This window comes from Salinibacter altiplanensis, assembly GCF_002894645.1.
GTDB classification, from domain to species: Bacteria; Bacteroidota; Rhodothermia; order Rhodothermales; family Salinibacteraceae; genus Salinibacter; species Salinibacter altiplanensis.
Map to the genome: position 1 here is coordinate 587,250 of NZ_NCQY01000020.1, position 18,198 is coordinate 605,447.

At 65.8% G+C, this 18,198-nt stretch carries 12 protein-coding genes; all 12 read left to right on the forward strand.

Going from position 1 to position 18,198, the window contains the following annotated elements:
- Window positions 1-69: 69 nt before the first annotated feature.
- Window positions 70-1,065, forward strand: a complete 996-nt coding sequence (locus tag B7R93_RS09860; RefSeq protein WP_103020579.1) for an AAA family ATPase — start codon at window positions 70-72, stop codon at window positions 1,063-1,065.
- Window positions 1,066-1,102: 37 nt separating this feature from the next.
- On the forward strand, window positions 1,103-2,119 hold the full coding sequence (hprK, locus tag B7R93_RS09865) for an HPr(Ser) kinase/phosphatase (protein WP_103020580.1): 1,017 nt from the start codon (window positions 1,103-1,105) through the stop codon (window positions 2,117-2,119).
- 346 nt (window positions 2,120-2,465) lie between these two features.
- Window positions 2,466-3,473: a M23 family metallopeptidase gene (locus tag B7R93_RS09870; RefSeq protein WP_232798280.1), complete on the forward strand. Its 1,008-nt coding sequence runs from the start codon at window positions 2,466-2,468 to the stop codon at window positions 3,471-3,473.
- A 116-nt stretch (window positions 3,474-3,589) separates the two neighbouring features.
- Window positions 3,590-6,163 (forward strand): BamA/TamA family outer membrane protein, encoded by a 2,574-nt coding sequence (locus B7R93_RS09875; RefSeq protein WP_232798282.1) that lies wholly within the window; start codon window positions 3,590-3,592, stop codon window positions 6,161-6,163.
- 216 nt (window positions 6,164-6,379) lie between these two features.
- The gene (locus B7R93_RS09880; protein WP_103020581.1) at window positions 6,380-6,979 is read left to right on the forward strand and encodes a Crp/Fnr family transcriptional regulator; all 600 of its coding nucleotides are present in this window, start codon (window positions 6,380-6,382) and stop codon (window positions 6,977-6,979) included.
- 186 nt (window positions 6,980-7,165) lie between these two features.
- A complete protein-coding gene (locus B7R93_RS09885) occupies window positions 7,166-8,965 on the forward strand; it encodes an ABC transporter ATP-binding protein (RefSeq protein ID WP_103020582.1) in 1,800 nt (599 codons plus the stop codon).
- 114 nt (window positions 8,966-9,079) lie between these two features.
- Entirely contained in the window at window positions 9,080-10,045 is a 966-nt protein-coding gene (gene rnz, locus B7R93_RS09890; protein WP_103020583.1) for a ribonuclease Z, read from the forward strand.
- A 114-nt stretch (window positions 10,046-10,159) separates the two neighbouring features.
- A complete protein-coding gene (locus B7R93_RS09895; RefSeq protein WP_232798283.1) occupies window positions 10,160-12,019 on the forward strand; it encodes an ABC transporter ATP-binding protein in 1,860 nt (619 codons plus the stop codon).
- Window positions 12,020-12,273: 254 nt separating this feature from the next.
- Window positions 12,274-12,906, forward strand: coding sequence for a DUF2064 domain-containing protein (locus tag B7R93_RS09900; protein WP_103020585.1), 633 nt, complete (start codon window positions 12,274-12,276; stop codon window positions 12,904-12,906).
- A 268-nt stretch (window positions 12,907-13,174) separates the two neighbouring features.
- Window positions 13,175-16,201 carry a TonB-dependent receptor gene (locus tag B7R93_RS09905; protein WP_232798285.1) on the forward strand — a complete coding sequence of 1,009 codons (3,027 nt, stop codon included), beginning with the start codon at window positions 13,175-13,177 and terminating at the stop codon, window positions 16,199-16,201.
- 64 nt (window positions 16,202-16,265) lie between these two features.
- Window positions 16,266-17,057 carry a phosphorylase family protein gene (locus B7R93_RS09910; RefSeq protein WP_103020587.1) on the forward strand — a complete coding sequence of 264 codons (792 nt, stop codon included), beginning with the start codon at window positions 16,266-16,268 and terminating at the stop codon, window positions 17,055-17,057.
- A gap of 52 nt (window positions 17,058-17,109) precedes the next feature.
- The gene (locus tag B7R93_RS09915) at window positions 17,110-18,198 is read left to right on the forward strand and encodes a phosphotransferase family protein (RefSeq protein WP_103020588.1); all 1,089 of its coding nucleotides are present in this window, start codon (window positions 17,110-17,112) and stop codon (window positions 18,196-18,198) included.

An 18,198-nucleotide genomic window follows, 5' to 3' on the forward strand; every position in this document is an offset into this window, starting at 1 on the left:
GAGAGGGATGGGAAGCGCAGGTGCGTCCCCCCATCTCCGACGCCCACACGCACTTACGCACATACGAAAATGCCCGAACGCGACCTTTCTGAAATCGAGGACCGCATCGCGGCCGAGAGTGCGTTCGTAGAAGACCTGCTGGAGGAGATGAGCCGGGTGGTGGTGGGGCAGCGGTACATGATCGAACGGCTCCTGATTGGCCTTCTGGCCGACGGGCACGTGCTGCTGGAGGGGGTGCCCGGCCTCGCGAAGACCCTCACCGTGCGCACCCTCTCCGACGCTATCGGGACGGACTTTCAACGCATCCAGTTTACGCCGGACCTGCTCCCGGCCGACCTCCTCGGCACCCAGATCTACGACCAGGAGACCGGCTCCTTCTCCATCAACAAGGGGCCGATTTTCACCAATGTCATTCTGGCCGACGAGATCAACCGCTCGCCCGCCAAGGTGCAGAGTGCGCTCCTGGAGAGCATGCAGGAGCGGCAGGTTACCATTGGCGAAACGACGTTTCCGCTCGACGACCTGTTTCTGGTGCTCGCGACCCAGAACCCGATTGAGCAGGAGGGCACCTACCCGCTCCCCGAAGCGCAGGTGGACCGGTTCATGCTCAAAATCAATGTGACGTATCCGACGGGGGAGGAGGAGCTGGAGATTATGCGGCGCATGGCGCAGACCGACGCGTCGCCCTCCGTGGAGGCCGTCGCCAGCCCACGGCAAATCCTCCGGGCGCGCGCAGTGATCAACGACCTTTACATCGACGAGCGGCTGGAGCAGTACATCGTGAACCTCGTCCTGGCGTCCCGCGACCCGGAGGCGCACGGGCTCGGGGAGATGGCGCCGCTGCTGGAGTACGGGGCGTCGCCGCGGGCCAGCATCAACCTGAACCTTGCCGCCCGGGCCCATGCGTTCCTTCGCCACCGTGCCTACGTGACCCCCGAGGACGTACGGGCGGTGGCCACGGACGTGATGCAGCACCGGCTCGTGATTACATATGAGGCGGAGGCCGAGCAGGTCGCCGCCGCAGACCTCGTCGACCGCATCCTGGGCAGCGTGGAAGTGCCCTAACGCGGATGTTCGTTCCGATCGCCCCCTCTGTCCCGCCATGGACCGCCCCCGGACCTTTCAGAAAGAGTCGATCACGGTTGCCTTCATGGTCCGCCAACTGCGCGAGACCGTGGGGGTGGAGGTGACACCGGCCAACGACGCGGTGGACGCCGCCGAGCGGTCGGTGACCGAGAGCACCCTCCATCGTCCCGGCCTCGCCCTCACCGGGTACGTTGACCTCTTTACTCACCAGCGCGTTCAGATTCTCGGCAACACCGAGACGCGGTACCTCCGCCAGCTCGACGCCGCCGATCGGCGGGCTGCGTTCGGGCACCTGACGCAGTTTTCAGTGCCCTGCATCGTGCTCACGGATGGGAATGAGGTGGACGCGTCGCTCGTAGACATGGCGACGGAGGCGGGCATTCCCGTGTACCGCACCCCACTGCCCACGGTGCAATTCATGTCGTCGCTCCGCAACTTCCTGGCGGATCAGTTTGCGCTCCAGCGGGCCGTCCATGGCTCCCTCGTCGACGTCTACGGCATCGGCCTCCTCCTGATCGGCCCGCCCGGCATCGGAAAGAGCGAGGTGGCCCTGGACCTGGTGGAACGGGGGCACCGCCTCGTGGCCGACGACGTGGTGATTGCGACCCAGCGGGACGAATCGATTCTGATGGGGGCGGGCACCGACCTCGTACAACACTTCATGGAGGTGCGGGGGCTGGGCCTCGTGGACATTCGGTCCATGTTTGGCATCCGGTCGATCCGCTTCCAAAAGCGCATCGAGATTGTCGTTCACATGGAGCTCTGGGATGAAGAGAAGGAATACACCCGGATCAACATGGTAAAAGATACCCATGAGATCCTGGGGGTGGACCTGCCGATGGTGCGGGTGCCCATCACGCCGGGCAAGAACATCACGGTGATTTGCGAGGTGATCGCCACGAACTATCTGCTGCGCCATTACGGGCACGATCCGGCAGAGGTGTTTACCGAGCGGCTTCGAAATCGCATCCAGCAGGAGGGCCCGCCCGCCCCGCGGCGGGGCATCGAGTACTTCGAACGAGACTACGAGTAGAGGGGCGACGACAAAAAGACTCTTTTGGAGGAGGGTTCGGCATGACCATTGCACCTATAGTTCCCCCGGTCTCATCGCAGCGAGGGCTGGGCCATTTTTTCCATTCTGGCACAGGGTCCCGTCAAAGGGGGGCCCGTGACTGGGTCGAATCAAGATCCGATGGGTCTACCTGCTCTGGTTGACAGACATGCTCCATCCCGCTATGTTTGCAGACGATTGTGCCAAAATGTACAAAAAGCACGTCCTGCTCCGGACGTGCCTGCGCTCAGATGAGGCACCCGGGCCGGACGCCTCCTTGCCGTCCTGGCACCCGCTCCCCCACCGGACTTGACGAAGCGTCGCTGCCATGGACCGAGAACGAACATACGTGTACGACCCGGAAACCTGCTCCTTCAAGCAGGTTGAGACGACCTGGGCCGACTGGGCGGCTCGTGCCGGACAGATCGTAGGGCTTGCTGTGGTTCTTACAGGCCTCCTTTTCTGGGGGGTTGATCAGCAGTGGATCGCCTCGCCCAGCGAAAAGACGCTCCGGGTTGAGAATACGGCCCTTGAGCAACAACTCGACCGCGTCAATGGCCGAATGACGACGCTGTCTGACCGGCTCGATACGTTGGCACGGAAGGACCGCACGCTCTACCGGCGGTTGTTCCAGATGGAACCGATCTCCGAGGACGTGCGGCAGGTCGGAGTCGGGGGCGCCGATCCGTACCGGCAGTTTGACGACGTGGGGGCGGATACGGAGGCGCTCTTGAAGAAGACGGCTCAGCAGCTCGACAAGCTGGAGCGTCAGATGAGCCTCCAAAAGTCGAGCTATCGGGAGCTCTACGACGTGGCGAAGGAGCGTCAGGACCGGCTCCGTCAGCTTCCCGCCATCCGCCCGGCCAACGGACGCATCGTCTCCAACTACGGAATGCGCGAGCACCCCATTCTGGGGGTCCGCAAGATGCACGAGGGGATTGACTTCCTTCTGAAGCGCGGGACGCCCGTCATGGCAACGGCCGAAGGAACGGTGCAGCGGGCCGAACAAAATCCGAGCTACGGGAAGGTCATCGAACTCAAGCACCCGGAGTCGGAGCACATGACCCTGTACGCGCACCTGTCCGAGATTCCGGACAAGATCTATCGTGGGGCGGAGGTGCAACGGGGAGACACCATCGGGTACAGTGGCAACTCGGGATTGTCGACCGGTCCTCATCTCCACTACGAAGTTCATCGGCTCGATGGGGCGGCCCTCAACCCCATGCAGTTCCTGATGCCGGACATGAGTCCGGAAAGCTACCGCACGCTCGAAGAACGGACCCAGCAGTACCGGGCAAGCGCGAGCCAGGGCCCCTCCTCCGCGTCGGCACGCTGAGCGGGCACTGGGCGAAACGAAACGTGTCCGGGCGCGTCCGGCACTGTCCGTGCACTGGGGCGTTGTCTCCCTCCCCACGCGGGCTTTTTCCCGGACTTCCCGATTGCCGTTGCTTCATGCAGACGCGCTTCCCACTGATCGTTTGGACCATCGCCGGGCCGCGCGCGAGCATCATGGGGGGATTGCTAGTGGGGGGGCTGCTTCTGGTCGGAACGGCCCAGTCTGTCCCGGCTGCTCAGGCGGAGGAGACCATGGGCGCGGCGGCGGATACCACCGCTCCGGTCGTCCGCGCGGTCGCGATTCAGGGCAACCACCAGTTCTCGTCCGGGGCCCTGAAGGAAAACATACGCACCCAGCCCAATCGACGCATCCTGGGCGTTCCGGGCCTCACGTGGTGGCGCTGGGTGCACCGGCTCGGAAGCGCCGACTGGATGTGGGAGCGCCTGGGGACGGCCCTCCGGTCGGGGGGCGAACCGCCCGCCTACATCGACTCGACCACAGTGGGGGCCGACGCCGAGCGCCTGGAGTTGTTTTACCACCAGCGTGGGTTTCGGGACGCCGAGGTGTCGTACCGGGTCGAGCCTCGGCCACAAGACAATCGCGTGCGGGTGGTCTTCGAGGTGACACCGGGCCCGGCCACGTATCTCCGACGCGTTCAGTATGCGGGGCTCGATTCGTTGCGGGCGGTTCAGAAGCGGCGCTTCCTGGAAGAGACGGTCTTCGAGGGAGCGCCTGTCTCAATGGAAGACACGTTGCGCCTGCGGACGCAGGGGCAGCGCTACCGGGAGCCGAAGCTTCTCGAAGAACGCCGGCGCCTCTTGGCCTTCCTGCAGAACGAGGGCTACGCCGGAGTGAGCCGCGATTCCGTGCGGGCGGTGGTGTACCGGGCGGCGCCCGACTCGTTTGATGTGACGTTCCGCGTGCGGACGGGGCCGCGCTACCGATTTGGGGACGTGCACTTCGTGGCCACAGGGCCGGAAGAGGCTCCGCCCCGCTCCGACACGCTCGCGGTGGCGGGGGATACGACCGGGGGACAAACGCCCCGGGTGATGTCCCGGATCGAAGACGATCGACGCCTCGATCCGGGCGTCGTGCGCCGTAGTCTCCGGTTTGCGCCGGGGGCGTACTACGACCAGTCGGCCGTTCAGGCCACGAAGCGACGCCTCGACGGCACGGGGGTCTTCGCCTTCACCAATCTGTCCCCCCAGTACGACGCCGCCCGCAGTGACACGACGGGGAACCCGTATCTTCCCCTCCGGATCGACGCACAGACCCGGCAGCGGCACCAGCTCCAGGCGGAGACCTTTGCGCTCCAGCGTGAGTCGGTGGGGGCGACCGAGGCCGGGGTGCGACTCAATGAGTTTGGGGTGGGACTGAGCGGCACGTACGAGAACGTAAACGCCTTTGGGGGGGGAGAGACATTCCGGTTCCGCACGTCGGCCTCCGTGGCGACAGGTCTCGACTCGCTCCTCGTGAGCTCGAACCAATTCGAGGGCAGTGCGTCCCTTGTGCTTCCGTACCTCATCCGTCCGTTCCAGTCGCTCGACCGGACGCTCGACCTCTCGGACACGCGCACACGCGTCTCGCTCACGGGCCTGACGGCTCTCCGAAGCGACCTCGGGCTGCGAATTCGGAGCCGTGTGAACGCACGCTTGCGGCTGGAGATGGACCACACGCCGACCCAGTCCTCGCTGGTCGACGTCATGGACCTGAGCCTGAGCAACCCAGACACCCTCGACCAGTTCAGCCAGAAATTCCTGCGGCGCGTGTTTGGGCGCAGGGGGGAGAATCTACAGGATCCGGTGCAGCGGCAGCAAATCCTGGAGGACTACACGCAGCCCCAGGTGAATACCGCCCTCCGGTATACGTTTCGGGACGCTACGGCGGGACCGATGCGGCGGCGAAGCGGGCACATCTACGAGGCGTCCGGAGAGGTGGGGAATACGATTCCGCTCCTGCTGGACCGGTTCGTGTTTGGGTCCGGCACGCTGGACTACTCCTTGCCCAGTCTCTTCGGGGGGGCGGATGGAGCGACGGGGCGGCTGCTCTACCGGCCCTATCTTCGGGCGTCGGTAGACCTGCGGCGGTACGTGCCCTTGGGCGCGGGCACGACGCTTGGGCTCAAATTCTTCGGCGGGTGGGCCCATCCCACGGCGGGGCCGACGGTGGTGCCGTTCGACCGACGCTTCTTCAGTGGGGGAGCAAACAGCGTCCGTGGATGGCGGCTCCGCGAGCTGGGGCCGGGGGAGGGACTGCCGGTGGACACCACGACGTCGGTGCCGGCCAGCCCCTCGAACATTCTGGGGGGAGACGTGAAGCTGGAGTCGAGCATCGAATTGCGGACGACACTCCTTCAAAGCCTACTGGCGGCCCGATGGGTGGGGGCCACGTTCCTGGATGTGGGCAACGTGTGGTTTGGCCCACGCAACCGTGGCTTCGGGCGTGTGGAAGATGAGCGGGACGCGACGGCCTCTCTGCGCGACGGCCGCGACGGCCGGTTTGAGGGGCCCGAGGCACTGCTTGACGTTGGGATTGGGGGTGGGGGGGGACTGCGCCTAGAGTGGCAGTACCTCATCGTCCGACTCGACCTTGCCTACCGCCTGCACGATCCCTCGCCCCGAAACGACGACGTGTTCGGGGACAACTTCAGCGGTCCGCTCTTGCACTTCGGCATCGGCCACTCCTTCTGAGAACCTGTTTTGATTTTGCATCGAATGGGGAGAGCGAGCATCGATGAGCCGACAATCGACGCATGGTCGAGGGCTGTCGTGGGGCGCCCTGAGCGCCAGCGAAGAAGTGCTTTCAGAGTGCTACTGCCCGAGACCGGATGCGATGTGCAGGCCTTCCCCGCCGCTCGTATCCCCGACGGTTTGTTACACTTCTCGTCCGATTTGCACTCTGCGGCCATGTCTTTCTTTCGTCCGCTTCTTCGGGCCGGCGCTCGACTGTACCGCTGGCTCTTTCGGCGCCGGCTGGATTCCCGCACGCGCGAGATCGCGGAGCGTCTCCGAAACGTGCCGGCCTTCAACCACCTCTCGTCGAGCGCCCTGTATGCGATGGCCGACGTGACACACCGGCGCACCTATCGACGTGGCGAGCCGCTGTACTACGAGGGCGACCCCGGACTCGGGCTGTACGTTGTGGAGGCCGGCCGGGTGCAGCTCGTGACAGACCGGGCGCCGGAGTCTGCCCGCGAGCTCCGGGTGGTCGAAACGGGGGAGATGATCGGCGGGCTGTCCCTGCTTGGGGACTTCCGGCGGCTCGAAACGGCCGAGACCACCGCGGAGACGCAGGTGTTGGGCTTCTTTCGGCCCGACCTCAAGAACGTCATGCGCCGCACTCCGAAGGCCGGCATGGAGATCACGATGGCGCTCGCCCGGCACTTGGCGGCTCAGCACGTGGGGCTCATTCGGCGGTACGAAGAGCAGGCGGACGCCCGCACGGCACTCCGGGCCTACGCGGAGGCGGCCGCGGCGGTTGAGGAGGAGGGCCCGGCCGAAGTGTAAGGCCCCTGCTCCACCGTCGCTCGTGGGCAAGACACGGGGCGTCGCGGACGGGCGGCCTGTAATGATCGTGTCGGTCACGTCGCGGGCACGGCAAAGGGAGGGCTTCGGTCCTGGCACGGGGATCAGCCCTTTCGGCCCTTGCGTTGAGAACAGCGCGTATTTTCTGTCCAAAGCTCTGTCTCCGGGATGGGTGCCCTCGGCCGTCTCAACCACTTTTTCTGGGAATACAAGTACCTCTTCGTGCCGGGGCTCCTTTTCACGATGGTCTCGGCCGGATTTCAGATCACGGTGCCGATGGTGGTGCGGCAGGTCGTGGACAGCATTCCCCGCTTCGTGCGCCTGTACACGCTGTACGGCGGCACGCCGGCGCAGACCGAGCTCTACGCCTACTTCTTCGTCACGCTCGTGCTCTTCGCGCTCGTCATCGTTGCCCTGTCGGGGACGAGCGGCCTCTTCATGTTTCTGATGCGGCAGACCGTCGTGGTGGCGTCCCGCCACATCGAGTACGACCTGCGGAATGCCCTCTACGACCACCTGCAGCGGCTCTCCTCGACGTTCTATCAGGAGTACTCGACAGGGGACGTGATTACGCGGGCGACCGACGACATCGAGAAGGTACGGCGCTACGTGGGCCCGGCCATCATGTACGTCACGCGCTCGCTCGTGATGGTGCTGGTCGCGGCATCGGTGATGTTTGTCATCTCGCCCACCCTCACGCTCTACGCGCTCACACCGCTGCCGGTGCTGGCCGTGGCGGTGTTCTTCATGGCGCGCATGGTGCACGACCGCAGCGACCGGCTGCAGCGGCAGTACTCGACGCTGACCAGCCGCGTGCAGGAGGCGCTGTCGGGCATTCGGGTGCTGAAGGCCTACACGCGGGAGGCCGCGGAGGCGGAGGCCTTCGACGATGAGAGCCGGGAGTACCGGGCGCGCAACCTGACCCTTGCCCTCGTAGAGTCGGCGTGGCGGCCCTCCTTTTTGTTGCTCGTGGGCGTGTCGACGGTGATCGTGGTGTGGATGGGCGGGCAGCTCGTGGCGGAGGGGGCCATTACCATCGGAAATATTGCCGAGTACATCATTTACATCAACATGATGACCTGGCCGGTGGCCTCGCTCGGCTTCGTGATCACGATGATCCAGCGAGCCTCCGCCTCGGTCTCTCGACTGCAGAGCATCATGGACCGGGAGCCGGACATCGATGACGGGCCGCAGACCAATCCGGCGATCCAGCGCCTAGAGGGCCGCATCACGTTCCGCGACGTGTGGTACCAGTACGAGGACGAGGACGAACCGGCCCTGCGGGGGGTCAGCTTTGATCTTCCGGCCGACCAGACCCTCGCCATCGTCGGACGGACCGGCTCCGGCAAGAGTACGCTCGTCCGCATGATCCCCCGCCTTCTGGAGCCGGACGCCGGCACGGTTGCCGTCGACGGATCCGAGATCGAGACCGTTCCGCTGCGGACACTGCGCGAGCACATGGGGTACGTGCCGCAGGACGTGTTTTTGTTCAGCGACACCGTCGCCAACAACATCGCGTTTGGCGACCTCGATGCCGATCGTGAAGAAATCCGGGCGGCGGCCGCGGAGGCGGATCTCATGGAGAACGTCGAGAATTTCACGGATGGCTTCGACACATACGTGGGCGAGCGGGGCATTACGCTGTCGGGGGGGCAGAAGCAGCGGACCTCGATCGCCCGTGCCCTGATTCGAGATCCCCGCATCTTGGTCTTTGACGACGCGCTCTCGGCCGTCGACACGGCGACGGAGCGCAACATCCTGCGCTCGCTGCGAGAGCGGCAGGGCCGCCACACGCTCGTCATCGTGAGCCACCGCCTCAGTGCTGTCCAGGAGGCCGACCTCATCCTCGTACTGGAGCAGGGCAGGGTGGTGCAGCGCGGCCCCCACGAGACGCTCGTGAACGAAGACGGTCTCTACGCGGACCTCTACGAAAAGCAGCTGCTGGAGGAGGAGATTCAGGCACTGTAGTTCGTGTTGCGTAGTCCGTGTTGCCTCTCTCTTAGGACAAGCAGCCTGAGATACGCACTACGCAGTGCGTTTCCCACCCCGACAGATCCTCTCGACTGACTTTTCCTGCACTGGATGACGACCGACGTTATTCCGCTCGGCACGTCCTCGGCGGTGCCGACGGATGAGCGACACCTCTCGGCCCTGGCGATTGAGCGGAAGGGACAGGTGCTGCTTTTCGACTGTGGCGAGGGGACGCAGTACCGGCTGCGGGAGGCTGGGCTCAGCTGGGCACGCATCGACGCCATCTTCGTGACCCACCTGCACGGGGATCACTGCTACGGGCTGCCGGGCCTGCTCTCAACAATGGACCTGCAGCAGCGGACCGCCCCGGTGACGCTCGTGCTCCCCCCCGGAGGTGCGGCCCTGCTACGGGCCGTGCCCGGAGTCGCGCCGGAGCGCCTGTCCTTTCCGGTGCACGTGGTGGAGGGGGACGCGGCGCTGGGGCCGAGCGCGGCGTACGAGGCCGACGAGGTGGTCGTGGATGCCCGGCGGCTGGATCACGGCGAAGCCGTCTCGATGGGCTTCCGGGTGGAAGAGCGAATGCGGCCCGGGCGGTTTGATCCCGAGCAGGCCGGAGCGTTGGGCGTGCCGGAGGGGCCGGCGTTCGGTCGGTTGCAGCGCGGGAATCCGGTGACGACCCCGGACGGCACGACGGTGAACCCGGCGCAGGTGCTGGGCCCGCCGCGTCCGGGCGTCGCGGTGGCGTACGTGACCGACACGCGCCCCTGCGACGGGGGGCGTGTTCTCGCCGAGGAGGCCGACCTGCTCTACCACGACGCCACCTTTGCCGACGATCACGCGGCCCGGGCCCACGAGACGGGCCACTCGACGGCGCGACAGGCGGCCACGGTCGCCCGCGAGGCAGGGGCCGGTCGGCTGCTCCTGGGACACCTCAGTGCGCGCTATCCGGACCCCACGCCGCTGGAGCGGGAGGCGCGATCGGTTTTCTCCGCGGCGGCGGTGGCCGAAGAGCTTCGACGCTACGAGCTCGACCCCCGCGAGAAAGAGCCGCCGGTGGACTCAACAGACGAATCGTAACACGCTGGCGACCAATGCCGTGTCGTCGTTTCGGGGGACGCAACACTGCGTGTGTCCTCCAAGTTGCCTGACTGCCACTTTTCTGATCTCCCTTCCCCATCCGCTCCGCTTCACTTGGCTGACGACGCGTCCGACGATCACTTCGAACCGGAAGACACTGTCGATGAGGTCAACACCTTCGACGGGCGTCTCATCCGTCGCCTGGGTCAGTACCTGAAGCCCTACACCGGGTACATCGTCCTGGCGCTGTTCATTACGCTTGGGGCATCGGTGCTTGGGCCCCTGCGCCCCTGGCTGGTGCAGAAGGGCATCGACAACTACATTGTGGGGGGAGACCTGGAGGGCCTGCAGTACATCATCCTGTACTTGATGCTCGCGCTGGTGGGGGAGGGGCTCTTGTCCTTCGGCGAAAACTACCTCACGCAGTGGATCGGGCAGCAGGCCATCTACGACCTCCGGACCACCCTCTTCCGGCACGTTGAGGGCCAGTCCCTCGCATACTTCGACCGGACGCCCGTCGGGCGCGTTATCACCCGCACCACCAGCGACGTGGAGGCCCTCAGCGATGCCCTTTCCTCGGGGCTCGTCTCGGCGCTGGGGGACCTTTTCAAGCTCTTCTTCATCGCCTACTTCATGTTCACCCTCAACTGGATGCTGGCGGCGGTGACGCTGCTGGTGATGCCGCTGATGGTGTGGGTCACGTTCTGGTTTCGGCGCAACGTGCGGGAGCAATACCGCGAGACGCGCAAGCAAATGGCCCGGATCAACTCCTTCATCCAGGAGCACGTGACGGGCATCCACATCGTCCAACTCTTCAACCGAGAGGAGGAGGAAAAAGAGCGGTTTGAGGAGATCAATGACAAGCACCGGGCGGCTCACCTCCACACCATCTTCTACTACGCCGTCTTCTGGCCGTCCATCGAGTTCATCTCGAGCGTGGCCTTGGCGGCGGTGCTCTGGTTCGGGGGCTTCCGGGCCCTAGGTGGGTCCGCCCTCACGCTGGGCGTGCTCGTGGCGTTCATCCAGTACGCGCGGCAGTTTTTCCGCCCGATCCGGGATCTGTCCAACCAGTACGACACCCTCCAGAAGGCGATGGCGGGGGCCGAGCGGGTCTTCAGCCTGCTCGACACCGACGAGGGCATCGAGACGCCCAGCGCCCCCGCCGAGCTTGACGAGATCGATGGGACGATCGAGTTCGAAAACGTGTGGTTTGCCTACGAGGAGGACGACGAGGGCACGCCGGACTGGGTGCTGAGGGACGTGTCGTTCCGGGTGGAGCCGGGCGAAACGGCGGCGCTGGTGGGGGCGACCGGCGCGGGCAAGTCGACGGTGATGAATCTGCTGCTGCGCTTCTACGAGATTCAGCGGGGCCACATTCGGGTGGACGGCCAGGACATCCGGGACCTGCGGCTGCGGGCCCTGCGGGAGCACATTGGCCTCATTCCCCAGGATGTCTTTCTGTTCAGCGGGTCGGTGCGGCGCAACCTGACGCTCGACGACCCCGGCATCGACGAGGAGACGATGCGACGCGCCGCCGAGACGGTGCAGGCCGATCAGCTCATCGAGCGACTCCCCGACGGGTACGATCAAGACGTCAAAGAACGCGGCTCGTCGCTCTCGCGCGGCCAGCGGCAGCTCCTGGCGTTCGTGCGGGCCCTTCTGTACGACCCTGACGTGATGGTGCTCGACGAGGCAACCTCCAGTGTCGACACGGAGACGGAGGCCCTTATCCAGCGGGCCCTGGAGCGGGTCACGGAGGGCCGTACCACGCTCGCCATCGCACACCGCCTCTCGACCATCCAGGACGCCGACACGATTCTGGTGATGCACAAGGGCGAGATTCGGGAGCGGGGCACGCATCAGGAGCTGCTGGCGGCGGACGGCCTCTACCGCAAGCTGTACGACCTCCAGTATGCGGATCAGGGAGCGCCGCGGGGCGACAGAGCACGGACAGACCAGCGCGTGCAGACGTGAACAAGACGGAACAGTGGTGAAATTGGACGGGCGAACACAACGGTTCGTGAGATGGTCACACTCCAATCCGTAACGCGCTTGCTCTGAAGCATACCACACCAGCGAGGCGTAGCGCCCGAAGTTGGCGTCAGCCTCCACGATCCCCGCGTCGTCTTCCCACCCCGCGACGGACCGCCATCGGCATCCCCGATTCAGACACCGCCATTCTGTTCTTCAGCCGCCGTCCGGAGCGGGAGGGGCTGAACAAGCAGTTCGTGCGGGACGACTACGCGAAAAATCGGCGGGTCGCGGAGGCCTTCTACGAGCACACGCGGCAAGCCGTGACGGAGAGTGGATTGCCGGTGCTGGAGGTCACCGACGCGCAGCAGCGAGGATCGACCTTCGGGGCGCGGCTCGCCAACGCCGTCGCCGACGCGTTTGCGGCGGGGTACGACCGCGTGATTGCCGTGGGCAATGACTGTCCAACCCTCCACGAGGTCGACTGGACAGCGATCACGGAGCGGCTGGACGACGGGCGACCGGTCCTTGGGCCCACGTCGGGCCACGCCGGGACCTACCTGATTGGGCTGTCTCGTGACCAGTTTGAGCACGAGGCGTTCGCGGCGCTTCCGTGGCAGGCCCCTGCTCTCTTTTCGGCCCTGCACCGTCACCTCGCAGACGCGTCCGGGGCCGCGCCGGTGCGTCTTGCCGTGCGCGACGATGTAAACGCCCCGGCAGAGCTTCACGCGCTGGTACGCAGGGGGCGGTCCGGGGGCCTTGCGGCCCGTCTCCGTCGGGTGCTGGGACACACCCACCACACCTCTGATTCTTCGTCTCGACGTACAACCCGCCCGGTCCTGGAGCGCCGGTCGCGGGCGCCCCCCTACAGTTCTGTGCCGGGCCGCTGAGGGGCCCACCGCCCCTTGTCGCACGCGGCTCGCCGAAGACGGGCGTCGTTCCCGTCCGTCTACGTCCATCCGAGGCGCATCGCAGACCCCCGCCGGGAGACGCGTATGCGAACGGCTGATGTTCCTCCTCCGGTGTGCCTGGGATGGACCCCGTTCACGAACTGTAGGCTTCTCGCACTTGACTTCGATGTTCTCCATGACTCTACGGATCTCTGTCTCTCTGTCTTCTTGGGGCCGAAAGGGGCTATGGGCTGCGGCCCTGTGCCTCGTGCTTGCTGGTCTCGGGCCCCCTCCATCACATGGCCAGGCGGCCCTGGAGGTGCACGCGTTCGACGTTGAAGCAAACGCGTCGGTGTCTGGCGCGGTCGTCCATCTTGTGAACGAGAGCATTGGGGTTGAGGCCACCCGCCGGACCGACGACCAGGGGGCCACCCAGTGGGAGGGACTCTCCACGGGGGGCACCTATTCAGTGTTTATTGAGGAAAGCGATCAGTTTTACGAGGCGCGGGTGTCCGGAATCGAGCTGCGGGCAGACGCGACCCGGAGCGTGACGCTTCTGCTCCGGCCCGTGGCCGCGTACGAGCTCGATGAGGTCGTGGTCGAAGGGGGGCGAAGCGTGGCGGAGGTCAACCGGGTGAACGCGGAAGTGTCTTCGAGCCTGTCGGCCGCGTCCCTGGAGGACCTGCCGGTGGAGGGCCGCAACGTTACGCAGAGCCTCTACCGGCTCCCCAACGTGACCCCCTCCACGGGCTTTTTCGCCGAGGCCCCCAACGTCACCATCAACGGGACGAACGGCCTCTACACCCAGTACCTGGTCGATGGCATGGACAACAACGAGCAGTTTCTGGGCGGGCCGCAGTTCGATGTGCCCTCGGGCGTGGTGAAAGACGTGACGGTGCTTACGAGCACCTACTCCGCCGAGTACGGCCGCACCGGCAACGGCATTTTCAACGTGACCACGAAATCCGGGGGCAACGAGTGGACGGGCGAGGCCTTCTACCTCACCCGGCCCGGCCCGCCGCTCGATGGGGCGTTTGGGGACGAGACGCCCACGCAGCGTGATCTGTCGGGCAACACCGTAAAGAGCGGCTTTCAGCGCCAGCAGGGCGGCGTGACGCTCGGGGGGCCCATCGTGGAGGACCAGACCTTCTTTCACGTAAATGTGGAGCACACGACCGATTTCAAAGACAATCTGCTAGACGCGCCGGGCGTGCGGGAGACAATCGATGGGCAGAATCACCTCACGTACGCCTCGGCCCGCGTGGATCACCGTTGGAATGACCAGTGGCGCTCCACCGTGCGGTTCAACGCCAACCGGGTCCACCTCGACAATCAAGGCGGGGGGCTCACCGGCGGCGTCACGTTCGCCAGTGCGGCCAGTGCGGAGGAGCGCGATGGCGTCCACGCCGCCCTCCAGAACACCTACGTTGGGGAGAAGCTCGTCTACGAGAGCAACCTCCAGTACAGCCGGTTCAACTGGGACGCGGGGAATCCGGTGAATCCGAACAGCCCGCGGGTGAACGTGGAAGGCCCCGATGGGACCCTGCGAGCGGCCCTCGGCCACCCCGGATTTACGTTCGACAGTGTCGAGAACACGTTCCAGCTGCAGCAGAAGGTGTCGTACCCGCTTGGCGATCACAGCCTGAAGGCAGGGGCCGACGTCCTGTTGTCCGACCATCGCCTCACGGGAGGGGGCAATCCGAACGGCAACTACACGGTGCGACTTCGCCAATCGCAGTTCGATCGCTTTCGAAGCGCTGAGATTGGCCCGTCGCTGACGCCCTCCGAGCTGCCCGACGTACTGGGGGCGAATGCGCAAGCCCTCGAGGTAGACAACTACCGCGTCGAACTCCGTCCCTCCTCGTTCGGCGTGCGGCAGGATCTCGTCGGGCTCTATGTGGAGGACGAGTTTTCTCCGGCGTCGGATGTGACCCTAACGGCGGGCCTGCGCTGGGACTACGACAGCCTGTCGGAGGCGACCCTGGGACGTGAGCATGGGGACTGGGACAACATCGCCCCCCGACTCAGCCTCAACTACTCCCTCGACGAGCGCACGACCCTGCGCGGCGGCTACGGCATCTTCTACGACAAGATCGTCTACTCCGTGGTCAGTGACGCGCTGCAGGTGAACACGAACACGGAGGGGTTTCAGGCACAGGTTCGTGACCTTGTCAAAAAGGACCGCCTGCCGTCCCACACCGCCGTAGGGGAGGTAACCTTCAATGGGAATCGCACGCTCGGCCAGACCCCGCCCCCGAACTACCTGCAGGGGCCGACGGCCTCGGACGTAGAGGGAACGCCCACGGACGTGCTGGGTCAGGCCCAGATTCTGAACCCGAATGGGTACGAGAACCCAGAGACCCACCAGTTCTCGCTGGGCGCGCAGCGACAGTTCGGCGACGATCTGCTGGCGTACGTGGACCTTATCCACACGCGGACCTTCAACCTCTACCGCATTCGCGACCTGAACGCGCCGACGTCTTTTGAGATCACCGAAAACGACCTGGAAGAGGTGCAGAGCGACCCGACCCGAGACCCCTCGGACCTTGTGCGCAGTGAGGAGGCGGCCAACGACGCGCGACCGGTCGCCCCGAGACCCGGGGGCGCACGGCGTATTACGATGACGGAAATGAAGGGCGAGGCGCGCTACTGGGCCGCCAACGTCAACCTGATCAAAGACCGAGCCGGGGATATCTACTCGTACCGCCTCAGCTATACACTGTCGAGCCGGCGCAACAACACCGATGACATCAACTTTCGGGCCGAGGACGCCAACGATTTTGAGGCCGAGTGGGGGCCCTCGGTGAACGATCGCCGGCATGTCATTAGCGCCATTGGGTCGGCATATCCGACCGACCGGCTGCGCGTAACGCTTGCGAGCCTGCTGCAGAGTGGGCAGCCCATCAATCGGGTGCCCAATGCGTGCGACCCGGAAGAGGGAGAAGAAGGCGAAATCTGCTTCGGCACCCGTGACCTGAATGGGGACGGGACGTACCGGGGGGGGCAATACGTGGGCGACAGTGACCGCTTCCCGGGGGCCTCCCGCAACACCGACCGCCTGCCGTGGTCGTATCAGTTTGACCTCAGCCTGCAGTACGGCTGGTCCGTCGCTGGGGGGCGCGTCATCGCACGGGCCGATGTATTCAACGTCCTGAACACGGAGAACCTGAGTGGCTTCGCCAACAGCGCCACGCAGAGCAATCAAATTCAGGTGGGGCCGCCCGGAAGTGACATCGAAGAGAAGAATGCCGGGTCGCCGCGCCAATTCCAGTTCGGCGTGCGGTACGAGTTCTAGCCCGTCGACGCTGTGCCGTGCGGCAACCGCCACCACTGACTTCGTTCCACACGCTCCCTCCGACATGCCCGCCGTGGCCGCCATCCTCGGAAGCGCCTTCGCCGAGTCCTTCCCGGAAGCGCTCGACCTAGAGCCGGAAGAGATCGAGACCGCATGGGGGACCCAGACGCTGTACCGGGTGGGCGGCCCCGACCGCCCGGCCTATGTGCTGTTTCGACACGGCCTGCCGCACCGGCGGCTCCCCAACCAGATCAACTACCGCGCCCAGGCCGCGGCGCTCCGGGCCGTGGACTGTGGGGCGCTCCTCGTGACCAGCTCGGTGGGGGTGTTGGATCCCGACGTGCCGCTCTACCGACCGTTGCTCGTAGATGATCTGCTCATGCCCGACAACCGGCTTCCGGATGGCAGCGCGTGCACCATGTTCACGGAGCCGTCGGAGGCCCACGGGCACCTTGTGCTCAACGACGGCCTTTTCGCGACGCCGCTCGCTGAGCAGGTACGCGCCCAGGCCGCGGCGGCAGAGGCGCCGGTCGGGGACGCGGTCACGTTTGCCTACGTGCAGGGGCCCCGCTCCAAGACCGCGATGGAGAATCGCATGTGGCCCCGGATGGGCGCGCAGGTCAACTCCATGACGCTGGGGCCGGAGGTGGTGCTGGCCAACGAGCTGGAAATTCCGTGTGCGGGGCTTGTGGTGGGGCACAAGTACTCCATCCCGGACCATGACCCGCCGGAACAGGAGGCGTTGTCGGCCACGCTCGACCGTTCCCGAGAGGAGCAGGAGCGGGTCGTGCGGGCGTTTCTGTGGGAGGCCGAGCCGGTCGACTTTCCGAACACCATCTACCGGTTCAGGGCGTGAGGGGAGCGTCTCGGGGCGCAGACGTTGACGTGCGGAAGCTGTACTCTGCTTCGTGTCCAGTCTTTCTTCGACACTCCGACAGCTCGTGGTTGACGACGACGTACTGCCCTACGTTCAGGAGCGGTGCCCCGACGTGGTGCCGGTAGCCCCGCCGCGGCGATTGCCCGGGGGCAATTTGAATGTCGTCTGGCGCGTGTCGTGTGCGGAGCGGTCGCTCATCGTCAAGTACGCGCCCCCGTACATCGCGGCTGATCCGGACACGCCGCTCGATCCGTCTCGTCTGCTCATCGAGGCCCGGTGCCTGCGTGCCTTGGGAGAGGGAGGACGGCTGGGGGAGCTCACGGGGGCTGTGGTGCGCCCACCCACGCTGATCGATCTGCATCCCGAGGTGCCCGTGCTCATCATGGAAGACGTCGGCCCCGTGCCGTCGTTCGGGGCGTGGCTTCGGGACGCAGGGCCGCAGGGCCGTTCGGCCGCGATGCAGGGACGGCGGCTGGGGCGCTTCCTGGGGCGCCTCCACGCCACGACGTACGCCGACGATCACTGCGCGGATGCCTTCGACAACCGCCCCATGCAGGAGACGCGTCACGCGGTGCAGTACCAAGGGGTGGCCGACATGCTCCGGGACGCGGGCGTCCGTGATGCGGAGGCGCTCGGCAGGCACGCCGAGACGGTGGGCCGGGGCCTGCTGGAACCGGGCCGCTGCCTCACAATGGGCGACCTCTGGCCGCCCTCGGTACTCGTCGCGCCCGGCAATGACCTGCGGATCATCGACTGGGAGCTGGCCCACTATGGACGCCCGCTTCAGGACGTGGCCCACTGGCGTGCGCACCTGTGGATGCAGATCCAGCGTGCCCCGTCCCCGGCCGTCGCGAAGGCCATTGCGGAACACCGCGACGCGTTCCTGAAGGCCTACGCCGAGGGGCTGGGGGACAAGGAGGAAGTCTTGTGGGACGAGGAAGAGCGGCGCGACGCCGCGATACACTTCGGGGCCGAGATCCTCGTCCGGGCCGTGGGGCCGTTCCAGGCCGGCTACGTCTACGCGGGCCTCGACGTCAATCATCCGGCGGTGCAGGCCGCGGTGGCGACGGCGGCCGAGCACCTCCGGGCCCCGAAGGCCGTTGGGGGGACCGAGCGGTAG